Here is a 15,158-nt window from a genome sequence, read left to right as displayed (position 1 = left end):
CCTCTACGATGGCCGGCGTATAGCCTTTTGCCACAAAGGAGATACCACGTCACCGATGCCCGTGTCGGCGCGCTCAAGTGCGGCAGTCGGGGGCGGGTGACCGGCTCTTGCCCGGCGTACCCGATGGACGGACCCTGTGCGTTTCGACCTGCTCGGCCCGCTGGCGGTGCATCGCGGCGATCGGCTCATCCCGCTCGGCTCGGTGAAGCAACGGCTGCTGCTGGCCGCCCTGCTGCTGCGCCCCAACGAGACTGTGGGCGCCGACGAACTAGTCCCGATGCTCTGGGCCGACGACCCGCCACCCTCGGCCGCGGCGAACCTGCGGACGTACGTGCGCGGGCTGCGCCAACTGCTCGGTGAGGAGCGGATACCGACGGCGGCCGGCGGCTACCTGCTCGCTGTCCGGCCGGGCGAGCGTGACCTGGATCGGTTCGACGCCGCCGCGGCGCGTGGCCGGGACGCACTGACCGCTGGTGACGCCGTCCGAGCGGAGACGGAACTCGCCGAGGCGGTCACGCTCTGGCGCGGGGCACCCCTGGCAGACCTGCCATCGCATCCGCTGCTGACCCGATGGGCCGCCCAACTGCAGGAGCGGCGGTTGCTCGCCGAGGAGGACTACGCGGAGGCGATGCTGGCGCAAGGCGCGTCGGCCGCGGTGGTCGGCCGGCTGCGAGCCCTGCTCGACGAGCATCCGCTGCGCCAGCGGGCCTGGAGCCAGTTGATGCTGGGCCTCTACCGCATCGGCGACGTGGCGGGCGCACTCGACGCGTTCCAGCAGGCCCGGCAGATCCTTGCGGAGGAGACCGGCCTCGACCCTGCACCACAGCTGAGCAGGCTCTACGACGACATCCTGCATCACCGCCCGAGCCTGGTGGCGAACGGGTTCACCGGCAGCGGTGAGCCGGCGCCCGACGCGACCTCCCCGGCGACTTCGGATCCCGGCGGTCGGCGGCCTGAGCAGCTGCCGCTCGCGGTGCCGCAGTTCGTGGGCCGAGCCACCGAACTCGCCCGCCTGAACGCGCTCCTGGACCGCGAGGGACCGGCGACGGTCGTCATCTCAGCGGTGTCCGGGATGGCCGGCGTCGGGAAGACCGCCCTGGCGTTGCACTGGTCCCACCGGGTGTCCGACCGCTTTCCGGACGGTCAGCTCTACGTGAATCTGCACGGCTACGACGAGGCCGAGGTCGCGTTCCCGGACGACGCGCTCCAGGGTTTCCTCGAGGCGCTCGGCGTGCCGCCCTCCCGGATTCCGACCAGCACCGAGGCCCGCACCGGCCTCTACCGCAGTCTGCTGGCCTCCCGGCGGATGCTCGTGGTGCTCGACAACGCCCGCGACGCCAGTCAGGTGCGACCCCTGCTGCCGGGAGCCGGCGGCTGTCTGGTCGTGGTAACCAGCCGGGACCGGCTGGCCGACCTGGTCGCCGCCGAGGGCGCCGAACCGTTGCGGCTGGACGTGCTCACCGACGACGAGTCGATGAGTCTGCTCGCCGGCCGGCTCGGCGCCACCCGGCTCGCGACCGATCCGGAGGCGGTCACCGACATCATCGCCGCCACCGGACGGTTGCCGCTGGCGTTGTCCATGGTGGCGGCGCGCGTCGCCACCCACCCGACCTTTCCGCTCGATGCCATCGCCGCCGAACTGCACTCCAGCGAGGCCCGGCTCGACATGCTCGCCGACGGCGACGTGCGGCGGGTCTTCTCCCGCTCCTACCTGGCGTTGAGTCCGCCCGCAGCGCGGCTGTTCCGGCTGCTCGGCCTGCATCCCGGTCCGGACCTGAGCGCCGACGCCGCAGCCGCCCTGGCCGGGGTGCCCACGGCGGCCGTCGTACCGGCGCTGCGCGAGCTGACCCGACTGCACCTGCTGACCGAGCACACGCCCGGCCGGTACACCTTCCACGACCTGCTGCGGGTCTACGCCGCCGAGCTGGCCGACTCGTCCGAGCACGCCGGGGAGCGGCGAGCCGGCCGGCAACGGCTCTACGACCACTACCTGCACGGCGCATACCCGGCGGCCGTGCTGCTGCAACCACAGTGGGCGCCGATCGAACCGGTACCGCCACTACCGGGGGTGATCCGGCGACCGGCCACCGACCACGACGCCGCCCTGGCCTGGTTCACCGCGGAGCACCGGGTGCTGCTCCGCATGGTCCGGCAGGCCGCCGACAGCGGGTTCGAGGCGTACGCCTGGCAGCTCGCCTGGACGTTGAACACGTTCGTCGCGCCCCGCGGTCTCTGGCAGGACCAACTCGCCATCCAGCAGGTCGCGCTGACCGCCGCCGAGAAGATCGACGACCTCGCCGGTCAGGCGACCGCCAACCGCCTGCTGTCGCGGGCGTTCACCCGTCTCGGCGAACACGAGGACGCCGAGCATCGGCTCCGCCGCGCGCTCGACCTCTACCGGAACCTGAACGACCCGACCGGTCAGGCGCAGACCCTGCACAACTACTGCGAACTCTGTTTCCTGGTCGGTCGGCTCGACGAGGCGCTGACGCACGCCCGGGAGGCGTTGCGGCTGTACCGGATGGTCGGCAACCGTTCCGGAGCTGCCCGTACGCTGAACGCGATCGGTTGGCTGCTGGCCACCACCGGCGAGTACAACCAGGCCATCGAGAGCTGCACTGCCGCCCTGGCCGAGCAGCGCCGCAGCAACGACCGCAACGGTCAGGCGGCGACGCTGGACAGCATCGGTTTCGCGTACGACAGGCTCGGTGACCACGCCCGGGCGGTCGACTGCTACCAGCAGGCGATCCAGCTGTTCCGCGACACCGCCGACCGCTACCACGAGGCCGAGACTCTGGTCCGGCTCGGCGATTCGCGGGAGACGATGGGTGACCAGGCCGGGGCCATCGTCGCCTGGCGCCAGGCGGCGCGGATCTACGACGACGTCGACGACCCGGCGATGGACGAGGCCCTACGACGCATCGAGCGACTGACGGAGACGACCGCCGGCCCCTGCGGAGTCAGCGGCTGACCGCGGCTCCTCGTGCCTGATCGCGCCCCCGGGCTGACCCGTTCGCCTACGACGGCCTAGGCGGGGAATCATCGCCGGGACCGGTGGGCTGACCGGCCCGCAACCGCACGACCAGTTCCCGCGTCGCCGCCACGAAAGGCTCGTCGGACTCGCTGGGCGCATGGCCCTTGATCGGTGGCGGAACGCTGTCGCCGGGCGGGGCGACCAGGCCCGCCGGATCCGGCAGGCGGCGATCCACCGTCGCGGAGGGTCCGGTGCTGGTCGGTGGCGTGTCGGGCCGGTGGTCGGAGAAGGTCCAGCTACCGATCGGGTCGGTGTCCCGCCACAGGTTCACCCATCGCCAGCCGACCCGGTCACCCACCTCGTGCAACATGTCGTCGTCGAAGTAGGCGGGGAAGAACCGAGCATAGAGTCGGCGCAGCGGCGAGCCGTGGGTGAGCAGGGCGACCCGATCGCTGACCCGTGGAGCCAACTGCAGGATGGTGGCGGCGACCAGCACCGACCCCTGGCTGTATCCGGTGATCACCACCAGGTGGCCCCTGCTGATCAGGTAGGTGATGCGCCGGGCCAGCTCCGGCACGGCCCGCTCGGCGTAGCAGGGCGGGGCGAAGGGATGGGCGGCGCGTGGCCAGAAGGTGGCCAGGTCCCAGAGCACGCCCACATGGCGGCGGAATCCTGGCGTCCGGTAGGCGAAGATTCCACCGATGACCAGGCCGAGCACGGTCGCCGAGATCAGCTGGCTACCGAATCCGATGCCGAATTCGATCAGCCCTGCGGGCACCTGCGCGTACCGCTGGATGACGTCGCCGGGATACTCTCCGAGCAGGTCGATCACGGTGGTTGCCGCGCCGAGCCCGGCGAGACCGGCGTAGACCACGACCAGCGGTGGCAGCCATTCGGTGGACCGGGCCCGTGCGATCGCCTGCCGTACCTGCCGTAGTCGGGCAGCGGCCTCCGGTGGCGGGTTCGGGAAGTCGCGCGCGAGGATCGCGGTCGCCGCGCGGGTACGGCCGCGCCGGGTCAGCAGGACCACCAGGCCCGCCACGACCAGCGTGATCAGCACCGCCCGGAAGAAGCCGTAGATAGCCCAGGTGAAGGCGGGTGGCGGCCGAATGGCCACCTGTCCGGCCGACGCGTCCCGGTCCAGGAGATCGGCCACCCGGTGGACGAGTTCGGCCGAGAACGCCACCGCGATGCCGGCTCCGGCGGCGGCTGCCGCCGGAGCGCCGAAGTAGCGTGGGCGTCGGTGGCCCGACCGCTGGCCCCGGGGCCGCAGCGTGACCGAGACCAGGGCGGCCAGCAGTACGGCGTGCGCGCCGAACAGCCAGGTGAGGGTTGGCGCGTAGCCGGGCAGGCCACCTTCCTCGCGCCAGTCGGCGGGGGCGGCGAGGACGTCGACGACGACCACGATGGTGAGCCCGACGGCTGCTGTCCGCAGTGCCCGGGCGATCCCGTCGAGCCGAGGGTTCGTGGGATCCCGCTCGATCAGCGGGGGAGCGCAGACCAGGACGACGCAGGTGGCCAGCACCGCCCCGGTGGCGACCGTGAGCACGATGGTGGCGGGCGCGGGGCCCTGGGCGTGTGCGGTCCGGGCGGCGAGCAGGCTGGCATCGAGCGTGGCGAACGCCGCGGCGATGTGGATCGAGCGTAGTCGCCCCATCAGCGGCTCGGCGTCCCATTGGCCGACCGTGCTCAGCGGGTGTCCGGACCGGGTGCTCTCCGGCGGGCGGAACGCGTTGAACGTTCGTCCGGGGCGGGTGCTGGCCCACCAGATCAGCGCGATGGCGGCGGCCGGCACCGCGGTGAGGGCCGTCAGCCGCAGGCCGGTGGGGCGACCACCGAGCCAGGACAGCCAGCTGCGGCCGGACAGACAGGCCGGGGAGGACATGCACTGCCACGCGGTCAGGTCCAAGGCGACTCCGACGGCGGTGAGGACGTACAGCGCGGTCAGGGTGAGACCGAGCACCCGGCACAGAGCTCGTACCGCCGCGTCGGTGCCCGGGTTTCCCGGGCGCATCCATACCGCGACGTTGAGCAGCATGAACGGCAGCAGGAACACCATTGACAGCGTCCGGATCATGGTGCCGGAGGGCAGATCACTCCATCGGTACGCCTCCACGGTGTCAGTGCGGTCGGAACCGGCGCAGCTCGGGCGAGCCCGGTAGAAGCCGGCGTTGCGATCCCCTGCCACCTGCACGGGCGTTTGCGCCACCTGCTCGGCGGCAGGGGCGGAGACCCCGTGCACCCGCAGCTCCACCACGTCCTCGGGCGGTGCCAACCCACCGGTTGCCGCTGATCCAGTCGACATCGACCCTCCGGGACACCTCGCAGCTTCGCCGCGAGCGGGCCGGTACCAGGCGCGGCGTCATCCCACGGCAGCCCGGCCTACCCCAACCGAAGGGGTCCACGCCTGCGCTGCGCGGTGAGGCGGCGCGACCGTACCCATTTCTGGTCGTCGTAGCCCTGCCACCAGCACTGACGGCGCTGCGCCGCCGGATAGCATCCGGAAAGTCTCTGGAACTTTCGCTGGTCAGCGGTGCGCACCTGGGCGTGGTCAGTCGCAGCTCTGTCGAGCAATGGGCCATTCCGTTGTTACTGACCAGCGTCGATGCGCTTCGTTGCGTGGCCGGGCGGTCGAGGGAAGGTTTCGAGAGTATTTCCGGAAGTTGTTGACTGGTCGGCGGAGACGCGCCAATACTGTTGGCCATCGACGAATCTGGATGATCGTTGGATGTCGCTACCTACTCCGCCGGTCACGGTGCAGTTCGACCGGCAGACCACCACCCGGTACGACGTCGACAGTCGATGGTGGCCGCACAGCCATCGGGACCGCCGGTTCGTAGCGCACTGCTGGCCACCGGCCAGCCGTCACGAGGAGGAAGCATGAACAACGTCCCCGTCCCACCACGAAGTCGCAGGCGTGGACGCCTCAGGTCGCTCATCGGTGCCGCCTGCGCCGTGGCGCTGATCAGCACCGGCACCGTCGCGATCTCGGCCAGCCCCGCCCAGGCCGAGGCCGACCGGCAGGTCTGCTCGAACACGGAAGGTACCCACAACGGGTTCTTCTTCTCGTTCTGGAAGGACAGCGGCGACGCCTGCATGGTGTTGCGCGAGAACGGCCGCTACACCAGTTCGTGGAGCAGGAGCACCAACAACTGGGTCGGCGGCAAGGGCTGGAACCCGGGAACCCGTCGCACGATCAGCTACTCGGGCAGCTACAACCCGGGTAACAACAACAGCTACCTCGCCCTGTACGGCTGGACCCGTAACCCGCTCGTCGAGTACTACATCGTGGAGAACTTCGGCAGCTACAACCCGAGCAGCGGGGCCACCCGGCTGGGCAGCGTCACCACCGACGGTGGCACCTACGACATCCTGCGCAGCCAGCGGGTCAACCAGCCCTCGATCGACGGCACCCAGACGTTCTACCAGTACTGGAGCGTCCGGCAGCAGAAGCGCAGCAGTGGCACCATCACCACCGCGAACCACTTCGACGCCTGGGCCCGTGTCGGTCTGAACCTCGGCAACCACTACTACCAGATCATGGCCACCGAGGGTTACCAGAGCCAGGGAAGCTCGGACATCACCCTCCGGGAGGGCGGCAGCTCCGACCCGGGCAACCCCGGCAACCCGACCACCCCGCCGCCCGGCAACGGCGGCTGCACGGTCAGCGTGAACCGCGCCGAGGATTGGAACGACCGGTTCAACACGACCTTCTCGGTCAGTGGCAGCAACAACTGGACCGTCACCATCCGTACCAACGGCGGCCAGAGCCTGCAGAACAGCTGGAACGCCTCGATCAGCGGCAACAGCGGCACGATCACCGCACGTCCGAACGGTAACGGCAACAACTTCGGCATCACGCTCTGGAAGAACGGCAACAACACCACGCCATCCGCGACCTGCTCAAGCGGCTGACCTGGTGAACCAGGTGGGGTGTCGGCCGAGGTCGACGCCCCACCACCAGTACCGGCGCTGCGACGGGCCGACCCTGAGGGTCGGCCCGTCGTTGCTGCGCCCAGCTGCGGTTCGTATTGACAACCATCGACATTGGGGTAAGGCTGGTGTGAGAGCGCTCTCTCTTACCACCGCGACCACCACCAGTCCGGCCAGGGAAGCTCCGATGTCTACGGCGGCGGCGCCGGAAGGACCCTGACCCTCCCGACAGGAGCCATGAGATGGAAAGCGCCGCACCCCACCCCGCCGGCCGCAGCCGGCTACGCCTCGCCACCGCGATCGGCGCCCTGCTGGTACTGCTCGGCAGCTACGTCGTGACCACCACCGCACCGGCCGACGCCGCGCCGGGAATCAATGCCATCCGGGTCGCCGAGTTCCCGGCCGACTGCACGTACAGCCACCGGCTCCCGGACGACCCCATCGTCTTCCCCGGGCTGCCCGGCGCCTCGCACATGCACAGCTTCTTCGGCAGCACGGTGACCAACGCCCACACCACGCTGCCCGACCTGGTCGGCTCCGGCACCACCTGCAACCCCCGAGTGGACGTCTCGTCGTACTGGGTGCCGACCCTCTACCGCGACAACGTGCCGGTGGAGCCGTCCATCGCCACGTTCTACTACCTGGGCGAAGGGGTTCGTCCCGACGTCGTCGCGCAGACCCAGCCGTTTCCGCAGGGGCTACGTCTCGTCGCCGGAAACGCCCGGGCCGCGGGACCGGGCGACAGCATCGCGCGCTGGTCCTGCCTGCACGCCGGGCACGTGCCGCCGTCGAAGGACTTCGTCAACTGCCCGGCCGGCACGATGCTGGAGTCGTACCTGGACTTCCCGCAGTGCTGGAACGGCCGGGACCTCGACTCACCGGATCACAAGAGCCACCTGGCCTACCCGGTGAACCAGGCCTGCCCGGCCAGCCACCCGGTGCACGTGCCGAAGCTGCGGCAGGTCCTGCGGTACCCGGTCAACGGTGACCCGTCGCGGCTGCGGCTGGCCTCCGGGCCGGGCTACACGATGCACGGGGACTTCTTCAACGCCTGGCCGGTGGAGGAGTTGGCGCGCCGGGTCCGCGACTGCATCCGTCCGGTCATCAAGTGCGGGCACGACGGCAGGCCGCTCTGAGTCGACCCGTGACACCCGGCGGCGGCCCCGGTCGTACCGGCCCGCCGCCGGGCGGACGCGAAGGAGGCCGCGTGCGACCTCGACTCGCCGCGTTGCTCGCCGTGCTGCTGCTCGCCGCCGGGTGCGGCACCGGGACACGGCCGACCACCGGAACCCCACCCGCCACGGGTCCAGCGCCGCTGCGCACCGGGTCGCCGCCAGCCCTCGCACCACCGGCCGGCGAGTCGCCCACCGCAGTGCTTCCCGCTACGACCGGACAGTTCAGCGCCACCGACATCGCCTGGCTCCAACTGTCGGTGGCCATGGCCGAACGGCTGCTGCCGATCCTCGACCTGGTGCCGGGCCGGACCAGCGACCCGGCCTGGCGGCGGCTCGCCACCCGGATCGAGACCAGCGAGCGTACCCACCTGACCCGGTCGCGGCGGCTGTTGGCCGACTCCGGCGCACCGGTGGTCAACCCGCACGAGGGGCACGACATGCCCGGCATGGTCACCGACGAGGAACTGACCGCGCTGCGCTCGGCCACCGGACGGGCGTTCCACCACCTGATCGCCGGGCACCTGCGGGCGCATCTGACGCAGTCGGTGCGGATCGCCACCGCCGAACAGCAGGGCGGGTCCGACCCGGCAGCCACCGCGCTGGCCGCGACCGTGGTCCGGGCCGGCGCCGCCGACCTCGCCCGGCTCGACCGCCTGGACCGGCCACCGGCGCTTCCCCCGGTACCTGCTGCACGATGACGGCGACGGCCGCCGACGACCGTGCCCCTCAGCCGTATCGAACCGACCAGGGCCACTCAGCCAGCAGACCGGGAGCGGGCCAGCACGAACCCGCCGACGACCACCGCGATCAGCCCCACCACCAGCGCCACGTAGCCGCCGCCCCGTCCGTTGCCGGTACCGATGCCACTGTCCGAGGTGAGCACGACCAGACCGCCGAGGGCCATTCCGCCCGCCCCCGCAGCCAGGGCGATCGAGCCTGCCCTGGCGCTGCGAACGCGACCTGGGACGAGCGCCCGTACGCCAACGACCACCCCCACGAGCGCCAGCAGGGCGGCCACCGTCGATCCGATCCGGCCGGCGCTCATACTCACCCCTTGGGCGGCGGCCGGGTCGGCGGCGATGTACGTGGTCACCGGTGCGACGATTCCGAGCGCGCCGGACGGGGCGGCCACGAGGGTGCCGAGCACGAGCTTGACGGACGTCATGTCTCTCTCCTCTGAGGTGTCTGGTCACGGACTTCGACGTCACCGATCATGTCGGCGGCCGTACCGACGGTCATCCGGCCGGCGTAGGCACTTGCGGCTGCCGCAGCCGGCGTGACCGGCTGCCACCAACGCCGTAGCCGTCGCCCCACTACCGCGCACGTGGTAGCCGGCCAGTCGTCCGTGAGCAGGAGTCGCGGGGCCGCGCCGGCTGGTTAAGGTGCGCGCATGGGTGAGCGGTGCGGGCGGATCCTCAGGCGCGCTGCGGTCAGCGACTGGGCGATCGCGGTTGGCGTGACGGCGCTGCTACTGATCGCCGGACTGTCCGCAACGCGCCCCGGCACCGGAGCGGACCTGTTCGGTTACGCGTGGCTGGTGGCCGGCGGCCTGGTGTTGGCGGCGCGTCGACGAGCTCCGGTCGCGGTGCTGATCGTCACCGGCGTGTGCGCGGTGGGTCACCAGGCCACCGGCATCGAGCTGCCCGCCGTCGCGTTTCTGTTCGCGGTCTACGCGGCCGTACGCGCGGGACACCGCGTGGTCACGGTCGTGGCGGCCGCCGCGATGCTGGTCTCCCTGCCGCTCGCGGCTCTGGTCCTACCACCGGGACTACCCGTCGGCGAGGCACTCGCGCGGGCCCGCGACGCCCTCGAAGTGGCCTGGCTGATCGCCGCCGGGGCAGCGGGTGAGGCGCTCCGGCAGGCCGAGCGGCGTGCGGAGGAGGCCGAGCGCACCCGGGAGGAGACGGCACTGCGCCGCGCCGACGAGGAGCGGCTGCACATCGCGCGGGAACTGCATGATTCCCTCACCCACCAGATCTCGATCATCAAGGTGCAGGCCGAGGTCGCCGTGCACCTGGCCAGCCGGCGCGGCGAGCCGGTGCCGGAAGCGCTCTCGGCCATCCGCGAGGCCAGCCGCGAGGCGACCCGGGAACTGCGCGCGACCCTGGAGACGCTGCGCGCCGACGGCACCGCCGGCTCGCCCGGGCTCGACCAGCTCCCGGAACTGGTGCGACGGGCCCGGATGGCTGGCCTGGACGCGACGTTGACGATCGACGGACAACGGCCCGACGTGCCGGTCGCGGTGGGCCGCACCGCCTACCGCATCGTGCAGGAATCCCTCACCAACATCGCCCGTCACGCCTCCGCCGCCACGGCGTCGGTGCGGATCGACTACCGGCCGGGCATCCTCGCGATCCGGGTGGACGACAACGGCGGCGGCGCGCCGGGTCGGGCGGCGGCACCGGGCGTCGGACTGCTCGGGATGCGGGAACGCGTCGTCGCTCTGGGTGGACTGTTGCGGGCCGAAACACGCGACGAGGGCGGGTTCACCGTCCACGCCGAGCTTCCGGTGGGCGCGGCATGATCCGCGTCCTGCTGGTCGACGACCAACCGCTGCTGCGCAGCGGATTCCGCGCGCTGCTCGACATCGAGGACGACATCGAGGTGGTGGCCGAGGCCGCCGACGGCCAGCAGGCGCTGACCCTGGCCCGGAAGCACCTGCCCGACATCGCGCTCGTCGACATCCAGATGCCGGTCATGGACGGCATCGAGGCCACCCGACTCATCGCTGCGGATCCGACGCTGGCCGGCGTGCACGTGGTCATCCTGACCAATTACGGGCTGGACGAACACGTCTTCCACGCGCTGCGTGCCGGGGCCGCCGGCTTCCTGGTCAAGGACATCGAGCCGGCGGACCTCGTGTACGCCGTCCGGGTGGCCGCCCGTGGCGACGCCCTGCTCGCGCCGTCGATCACCCGCAAGCTGATCGACAGGTACGTCACCGAGCCGCTGCGGAGGCCGGCCGGTGCGCGACTGAAGGAGTTGACCAATCGCGAACGGGAGACGGTCGTCCTCCTCGCGCAGGGCCTGTCCAACGACCAGATCGCCGAACGCCTGGTGATCAGCCCGTTGACCGCCAAGACCCACATCAACCGGGCGATGACCAAGCTCCATGCCCGCGACCGAGCCCAGCTCGTGGTCATCGCGTACGAGTTCGGCCTGGTGTCGCCCCGCGACCGTTGACCGCGACGCCTCGCGGTGTGGCGGCACGGTACGAACACCGCGCGCACCAGCCGGTCACGGTTGGCGCAACTGGTGCTCCACGGTCGTCAGGACCAGCCGGAGCAGTTGCTCGTCCAGCGGCTCCTGCCAGGCGGAGATGGACACCGTGACGACGGCATATCCGACCGCCATCATCACGTACGCGTTGGTTGCGACGACGGTGGTGCCATCGGCGAGATCAGCTGTCATCGTGCTGTCGTACCGCCAGCTCAACTCGCCGATCCCCGGCGCGCTGGCGGTGCGGACCTCGACGTCCAGTGTGTCGTCGAGCGTGAACGAGGGGCAGGCCCGCCGGGCGTCCCGGGCGGCCGTCAGCACGGCCTCGCCCACCGTCGTGTCGTACGCGTAGACGGTGACGGTCAGGTCGGTGTAGGGAAATGCACCGTCCGCAGGTTCACTGGTGTAGGTCCGCTTGCCGGTGGCGCGCAGGTTGGGCTCGCCCACCGCCAGGAACCGCTCCCTGACCAGTGGCTCACACTCGGGAACGGAGACAGCCACCCGCGCCGACGCGATGCCCTGACCCGCAGGACCGGATTCGACAACGCCCCAGCTGAACGGGATCACCTGCACGCTGGACTGGGCCGCCCGGTCGGCCTGTTCGGCGGTGAGCACCCGTCGCGCCACCTCGTACCGCCGGTCGAAATCCGCCAGCCGGCGCTGGCCGGCGTTCATGGCGACCCCACCGGGAACGCCGACGTTGACGACCATGACCGCGACGGTGGCGACCAGCACCGCCGTCGCGGTCGGCGCGGCTGTCGCACTCACCCAGGCCGGTATCGCGCGGCCCCGCGTCGCGCTGCCGGCGATCGTCGGCCCGCGTCGGGCGGCGCTCAGCGGTATCAGCAGCGCCGCCAGCAGTATCACCGCGTACCCGAGCCAGAGCGGGCCCACCGCGACGTCCATGGGGAACATGTCCGGTTCGGTCGGTCGATCCGTCAACCTGCCGTACCCGTAGTGCAACGCCGTGGCGGCGACGGTGGTCGCGGTCCCGGCGAGCGCCCCCCGCGTCCAGCCGTACGGCCAAGAGGTGGTAAGCGTGACCACGACGAGAACCACCGCGCCGGCGGCGGCACAGAGCCACCACCGCTGCTGCTGCGCCCGCAGCTGGTCGGTCAGGCCGGCACCCTCCGCGGTCACCAGGATCGCCGCGGTGCCGCCGAGCGCCGCCGCGACGAGCGCCACCAGCCACGACCGCAGTCCTCCGGGCAGTTGTCGCGGCGACAGCAACGCGTAGGCCGGCAGCAGCCCGAGGACGAGGGCCGGCCACACCTGGTTGGCCAGCCCGTAGGTGAGCAGGTAGCGCAGGTCGTCGAGGTCGTGCAGGACCATGGCCACCAGACCGACGGTCCAGAGCGCGGCGACGGCGGCAAGCCCGGCCGCGCTCCCGGCCAGGCCGGCGTGGACCGGCCGCCCCCGGCGGGCCGCCAGCTCGGCCAGGTGGGCGGCGAGCGCGACCACCCCGGCGGCGACCAGCGTGAGCAGCAGCACGGAGAGCGCCGTCCGCGCCGAATCACCCGGCTGCGTCAGCGGGTAGCGAAATGGCTCGGACAAGAACACGACCGGCATGAACACCGCTCCGACGGCGACTCCGGCAGCGGTGCCGAGCACCGGACGCCACCACCCCCGGTGCGGCAGGCGGGCCCGCCGCAGCAGCGACGGAAACAGCAGGCCGAGCACCGCAACACCGGCCACCACCGGGACGACGCCGTCACCCCACCCGTACCACTGTGGATCGCCGAAGGCGACCATCACGAGGGTGGTGTACATGGCCGCGACGGCGACGAAGCCAACCGCCAGCGCCTGCGCGAAGCCGCCCTCGTAGCCGGGAGTCGGCTGCCCCAGGGCGCGCATCCGGTCCGCTGGTCGGGGATGACGGGCCAGCAGCCGGCGGGCCCGGCCGAATGGTCGACGCTGCGCTGCCGGCGCCGTCCGGGCGAACGAAGCCGTCAGGGCGACCTCGGCGCCCACGCTCGCGGCGTAACGGTCCGCCTCGTACTCGCGCAGCCGTAGCAGCGCGGCCGCGAGCAGCGTCACGACCACCGCCAGCAGCGCGACCCCGAGCTGTGCCGCGATCCGCCGTGGCGTCACCCCGAACAGGTTCAGGAAGGGAACGCCGGCCAGCGCCACGGCGGTCGGCGCCAACCATGCCGGACCTCGGATCGTCGAGACCAGACTGACGTCGCGGGCCAGCACATGCGCGATCTCGTGGGAGACGACCGCGTCGAACCGGTCACCGGCGTCGAGGGCCAGCCGCGCCGGGACCACCACGGTGGGTCGTCGGCCGGGCAGGGCGGTGGTGAAGGCGTCCCGTACCGCCGGCCCGGCCACCCACAACCGAGGGGTACGCCCCCTCGGCAGCCCCTGCCGCTGGCACAGCTCGGCGAATCGCTGCTGGGCCGGCGGGACGTCGAGCCGGCCGAGTCGACCCAGCCGACGCAGATCCCACCACGGTACGACCACCGCCAGAGCCAGGGTTCCGGCGAGCAGGACGAGTGCGGCTGACCCGACCACGGCCCCGTGGACCCGCAGCTGCTCCGCCGCGCAGTCGCTGAACGCGTCGAGGGAATCCCGGTGCAGCGCTTCGCATCGCGTCGTCGTCAGGTCGTACGCGAGCAACAGGGGCAGGGTGCCGCGGAAGAACAGGTTGCCGGCCGCCACTCCCAGACTGGTGAGGGCGACCGCGATCAGCCCGTACAGCCACCACAGCGGCCGGGGCCGTTGCTGGTCAGGGGCGGGTGTCATCCGGCGACGCCGTGCTGAGGTGAACCGCGCCGACCAGGGCGTCGGCGAGCAGATCGGCGGCGGCCTCGTCGAGCCCGAGCGTCATCGCGTGTCCCCGGGCCACCGCACGCAACCTGGCCACCTGGGCGGCGGTAAGGACGACCCGACCGTCGATCGCGGGCAGCGCGGCGCGGTCCAGCTGACTCGCAGACGATGTGCGCCGGCCTCGTACCCGCCAGCGCCGCCACCGCGACCGGACGGTGGTGACACCGAAACGCAGCACGTCCAGGATCGATGCGGCCACCACCTCGATGACGATCGCGCTGACCAGCGCGTCCTCGATGCCGAAACCGACCCCGCCGCCCGGTGCCCGGCGCTGCGCCAGCCCGGCGCGCCAGACGGTCGCCACCTGGTCGAAGATGGTCGACTCCTCCGGAGCGAGCCGCCCGCTCACCTCCCGGGCCAACCGGATCACGGCCTCGGAGCCGTTGACCGTCGCCGGTGGATGGGTGGGTTCGATCGTCAACGCCGGCTCCCCGAGGCACGTCATGCACGGACGGCAGGTCCGCCACAGACTACCGTGCGCGACGGGCCCGGCAGGGCCCCGTAACCCGCCCGAACGGCGCGCCGGGGCCGCCGAACTCGCCGCCTGTCGGACCGACGTGGCACGATCGCTCAGGTGACCAGCAGATCCACCACCGAACAGCGTCTCGACGACCTGGCCCGGCTGCGCCGCGTGCGTGACCGCATCGACCGGGAGTACGCGCAGCCGCTGGATGTCGAGGCGCTCGCCCGTGGGGTCAACATGTCGGCCGGGCACCTCAGCCGCCAGTTCCGGCTGGCCTACGGCGAATCCCCGTACGGCTATCTGATGACCCGGCGCATCGAGCGGGCCATGGCGCTGCTGCGCCGTGGTGACCTGAGCGTCACCGATGTCTGTTTCGCGGTCGGCTGTTCGTCGCTGGGCACCTTCAGCACCCGCTTCACCGAGCTGGTCGGCGTGCCGCCCAGCGTCTACCGGCGCGACGCGGCCCGCGCGACGCAGGGCATGCCCTCCTGCGTGGTGAAACAGGTGACCAGACCGGTCAGGAATCGAGAAGCAGCGGCCCTGGCGCCGCAGTTAGCGTGACCGG

12 protein-coding genes are annotated in these 15,158 nt (G+C 71.7%); 8 read left to right on the top strand and 4 right to left on the bottom strand.

Annotation, left to right across the window (positions count from 1 at the left end; genetic code table 11):
- Window positions 1-136 precede the first annotated feature (136 nt).
- Window positions 137-2,971, top strand: a complete 2,835-nt coding sequence (locus tag KBX50_RS01885) for a BTAD domain-containing putative transcriptional regulator (RefSeq protein ID WP_210934024.1) — start codon at window positions 137-139, stop codon at window positions 2,969-2,971.
- Window positions 2,972-3,017: 46 nt separating this feature from the next.
- On the opposite strand, the gene KBX50_RS01880 is transcribed toward KBX50_RS01885, so the two are convergent.
- Window positions 3,018-5,279 carry a hypothetical protein gene (locus KBX50_RS01880; protein ID WP_210934023.1) on the bottom strand — a complete coding sequence of 754 codons (2,262 nt, stop codon included), beginning with the start codon at window positions 5,277-5,279 and terminating at the stop codon, window positions 3,018-3,020.
- Between the two features lie 423 nt (window positions 5,280-5,702).
- Here KBX50_RS01880 and KBX50_RS01875 point away from each other — a divergent pair, with 423 nt between their 5' ends.
- The 4 genes from KBX50_RS01875 to KBX50_RS01860 all read left to right on the top strand — a co-directional run bounded on the left by KBX50_RS01875 (window position 5,703) and on the right by KBX50_RS01860 (window position 8,780).
- Window positions 5,703-5,858, top strand: coding sequence for a hypothetical protein (locus KBX50_RS01875; protein WP_210934022.1), 156 nt, complete (start codon window positions 5,703-5,705; stop codon window positions 5,856-5,858).
- Window positions 5,855-6,889 (top strand): glycoside hydrolase family 11 protein, encoded by a 1,035-nt coding sequence (locus KBX50_RS01870; RefSeq protein ID WP_210934020.1) that lies wholly within the window; start codon window positions 5,855-5,857, stop codon window positions 6,887-6,889. Before KBX50_RS01875 ends, KBX50_RS01870 begins: the two co-directional genes overlap by 4 nt.
- A gap of 260 nt (window positions 6,890-7,149) precedes the next feature.
- On the top strand, window positions 7,150-8,043 hold the full coding sequence (locus KBX50_RS01865) for a DUF1996 domain-containing protein (protein WP_210934017.1): 894 nt from the start codon (window positions 7,150-7,152) through the stop codon (window positions 8,041-8,043).
- Window positions 8,044-8,114: 71 nt separating this feature from the next.
- Complete coding sequence (locus tag KBX50_RS01860) at window positions 8,115-8,780, top strand: DUF305 domain-containing protein (RefSeq protein ID WP_210934016.1); 666 nt, start codon at window positions 8,115-8,117, stop codon at window positions 8,778-8,780.
- Window positions 8,781-8,836: 56 nt separating this feature from the next.
- Here the strand turns inward: KBX50_RS01860 and KBX50_RS01855 are convergent, their stop codons facing one another.
- Window positions 8,837-9,247 (bottom strand): DUF6223 family protein, encoded by a 411-nt coding sequence (locus tag KBX50_RS01855; RefSeq protein ID WP_247672886.1) that lies wholly within the window; start codon window positions 9,245-9,247, stop codon window positions 8,837-8,839.
- A 225-nt stretch (window positions 9,248-9,472) separates the two neighbouring features.
- Here KBX50_RS01855 and KBX50_RS01850 point away from each other — a divergent pair, with 225 nt between their 5' ends.
- Together KBX50_RS01850 and KBX50_RS01845 are read left to right on the top strand one after the other, a co-directional pair.
- On the top strand, window positions 9,473-10,606 hold the full coding sequence (locus tag KBX50_RS01850; protein WP_210934015.1) for a sensor histidine kinase: 1,134 nt from the start codon (window positions 9,473-9,475) through the stop codon (window positions 10,604-10,606).
- Window positions 10,603-11,265 (top strand): response regulator transcription factor, encoded by a 663-nt coding sequence (locus KBX50_RS01845; RefSeq protein ID WP_210934014.1) that lies wholly within the window; start codon window positions 10,603-10,605, stop codon window positions 11,263-11,265. Before KBX50_RS01850 ends, KBX50_RS01845 begins: the two co-directional genes overlap by 4 nt.
- A gap of 54 nt (window positions 11,266-11,319) precedes the next feature.
- Here the strand turns inward: KBX50_RS01845 and KBX50_RS01840 are convergent, their stop codons facing one another.
- Both KBX50_RS01840 and KBX50_RS01835 read right to left on the bottom strand, forming a co-directional pair.
- On the bottom strand, window positions 11,320-14,046 hold the full coding sequence (locus tag KBX50_RS01840) for a M48 family metalloprotease (RefSeq protein WP_210934013.1): 2,727 nt from the start codon (window positions 14,044-14,046) through the stop codon (window positions 11,320-11,322).
- Entirely contained in the window at window positions 14,030-14,551 is a 522-nt protein-coding gene (locus KBX50_RS01835) for a hypothetical protein (protein WP_210934012.1), read from the bottom strand. Before KBX50_RS01835 ends, KBX50_RS01840 begins: the two co-directional genes overlap by 17 nt.
- A gap of 153 nt (window positions 14,552-14,704) precedes the next feature.
- On the opposite strand from KBX50_RS01835, the gene KBX50_RS01830 reads away from it, so the two are divergent.
- A complete protein-coding gene (locus KBX50_RS01830) occupies window positions 14,705-15,154 on the top strand; it encodes a helix-turn-helix transcriptional regulator (RefSeq protein ID WP_210934010.1) in 450 nt (149 codons plus the stop codon).
- Window positions 15,155-15,158: the final 4 nt, after the last annotated feature.

The sequence above is a fragment of the Micromonospora sp. C51 genome (assembly GCF_018070435.1).
Taxonomy (GTDB): domain Bacteria; phylum Actinomycetota; class Actinomycetes; order Mycobacteriales; family Micromonosporaceae; genus Micromonospora; species Micromonospora sediminimaris.
The sequence above is the reverse complement of the archived record's forward strand: the minus strand, read 5'-3'. Positions and strand labels throughout refer to the sequence as shown.

What these genes read in the sequence shown, in the direction of transcription:
- KBX50_RS01845 (WP_210934014.1), top strand. Translation starts at nt 10,603, where the DNA reads ATGATCCGCGTCCTGCTGGTCGACGACCAACCGCTGCTGCGCAGCGGA.
- KBX50_RS01850 (WP_210934015.1), top strand. Translation starts at nt 9,473, where the DNA reads ATGGGTGAGCGGTGCGGGCGGATCCTCAGGCGCGCTGCGGTCAGCGAC.
- KBX50_RS01840 (WP_210934013.1), bottom strand. Translation starts at nt 14,046, where the DNA reads ATGACACCCGCCCCTGACCAGCAACGGCCCCGGCCGCTGTGGTGGCTG.
- KBX50_RS01875 (WP_210934022.1), top strand. Translation starts at nt 5,703, where the DNA reads ATGTCGCTACCTACTCCGCCGGTCACGGTGCAGTTCGACCGGCAGACC.
- KBX50_RS01870 (WP_210934020.1), top strand. Translation starts at nt 5,855, where the DNA reads ATGAACAACGTCCCCGTCCCACCACGAAGTCGCAGGCGTGGACGCCTC.
- KBX50_RS01880 (WP_210934023.1), bottom strand. Translation starts at nt 5,279, where the DNA reads ATGTCGACTGGATCAGCGGCAACCGGTGGGTTGGCACCGCCCGAGGAC.
- KBX50_RS01865 (WP_210934017.1), top strand. Translation starts at nt 7,150, where the DNA reads ATGGAAAGCGCCGCACCCCACCCCGCCGGCCGCAGCCGGCTACGCCTC.
- KBX50_RS01855 (WP_247672886.1), bottom strand. Translation starts at nt 9,247, where the DNA reads ATGACGTCCGTCAAGCTCGTGCTCGGCACCCTCGTGGCCGCCCCGTCC.